The organism is Rhizobacter sp. P2_H2 (genome assembly GCF_056403375.1).
This window is the reverse complement of sequence record NZ_JBFUFP010001143.1, coordinates 1-1,665: the sequence shown is the minus strand read 5'-3', so window position 1 is coordinate 1,665 and position 1,665 is coordinate 1. Positions and strand designations below refer to the sequence as shown.

2 protein-coding genes are annotated in these 1,665 nt (G+C 75.1%); both read left to right on the top strand.

The genetic code is table 11. The features are described from left to right. Positions 1-1,470: RecB family exonuclease (locus AC1D15_RS30950; protein WP_477829048.1), on the top strand; the 1,470-nt coding region annotated here is incomplete at its 5' end. After that, a partial coding sequence (locus tag AC1D15_RS30945) for a UvrD-helicase domain-containing protein (RefSeq protein WP_477829047.1) occupies positions 1,467-1,665 on the top strand: 199 nt, incomplete at its 3' end. The genes AC1D15_RS30950 and AC1D15_RS30945, both read left to right, overlap by 4 nt.

The following is a 1,665-nucleotide window of genomic DNA, read 5'->3' as shown; positions in this document are numbered from 1 at the left end:
CTGGTCGAGGCGCTGGCGCCGCTCGCCGAGCCCGGCCGGCGGCCGCTGCGCGCGTGGTGCGAGGCGCTGCAGGCCTTGCTGCGCGCCGCCGGCCTCGCCGAGGCGCTGGCGGAGGATGCGGCCGGCGCCCAGGTGCTGGCCGCGCTGCGGCTGTCGGAGGGCAGCGGCTGGCCGGCGCAGGCGGGCCAGACCTCGATGACGCTGGAGCAGCTGCGCCAGTGGGTCGACGGCGTGCTCGAGGAGGCCTCGTTCGTGCCGCCGGCGCCGCCGCAGCCGGCGGTCGTGATCACGCCGCTCGCGCACGCCACGCTGCGGCCGTTCGCGGCGCTGGTGCTGCCCGGGGCCGACGAGCGCCACCTGGGCGCCGGCGTYGATCCGCTGCCGTTCATCAGCGATGCGCAGGCCGTCGCGCTCGGCCTGCCGAGCGCGGCCAGCCGCCGCGAGCGCGAGGCCCTGTCGTTCGCGCATGCGATGCATGCCGCGCAGGTCACGCTGCTGCGCCGGCACGTCGACGGCAGCGAACCGCTGTCGGCCAGCCCGCTGGTCGAGCGGCTGGCGCTCGCGCTGCAGAAGGTGTCGCGCAGCCTCGACGCGTGGGCCGATCCGCGCGCATCGCAGGCGATCGAGCCGCAGCCGGTCTTCATGCCGTCGCCGTCGGCCGGCGCGCTGCTGCCCGGCAAGCTGTCGGCCAGTGCCTGCGAGGCGCTGCGCGCCTGCCCGTACCGCTTCCATGCGCTGCACCTGCTGAAGCTGCGCGAGCCCGGCGAGCTCGATGAAGAGGTCGAGAAGCGCGATTACGGAAACTGGCTGCACGCGGTGCTGCAGGCCTTCCACGAGACCCGCTCCGCCCCCGGCACGCCGGCCGACGAGACCGACCGGCTGCTGCAGCTGGGCCGCACGATGCAGGACCGCGCCGGCCTCGCCGACGAGGATTTCCTGCCCTACGGCGCCAGCTTCGAGCAGCTCGCGCCGCGCTATGTCGCGTGGCTGCACGAGCGCGATGCGCAAGGCATCGAATGGGCCGAAGGCGAGCAGGCGCACGAGGTCGAGCTGCCGGCACCGGCGGCCGTCACGCTGCACGGCCGCATCGACCGCGTCGACCACCGCCGCGAAGCCGGTGCGCGGGTGCTGGAGCTGATCGACTACAAGACCGGCAGCGAGAGCGCGCTGCGCCAGCAGGTGCGCCAGCCGCTCGAAGACACGCAGCTCGCGTTCTACGCCGCGCTGATGCGCCCGCACACCGAGGCGCCGCTGCAGGCCGTCTACCTGCTGCTCGATGCCGGCCAGGAGATCCGCCAGGTGGTGCATCCCGAGGTCGAGGCGAGCGCGCAGGCGCTGGTCGACGGGCTTGCCGGCGAGCTGGCCCGCATCCGCGCCGGCGCGGGGCTGCCGGCGCTCGGCGAGGGCCGCGTCTGCGAGTTCTGCGAGGCGCGCGGGCTGTGCCGCAAAGACCAATGGAGCGCGCGATGAACGCCCCGGCCTACCAGGCGGACGGCGCGCCGGTCTCGCGCGAGGCGTTCTATGCGATCGCCTGCGACCCGCAGCGCAGCGTCGTCGTCGAGGCCTGCGCCGGCGCGGGCAAGACCTGGATGCTGGTGTCGCGCATCGTGCGGGCGCTGCTCGACGGCGCGCGCCCGCAGGAGATCCTCGCGATCACGTTCACCC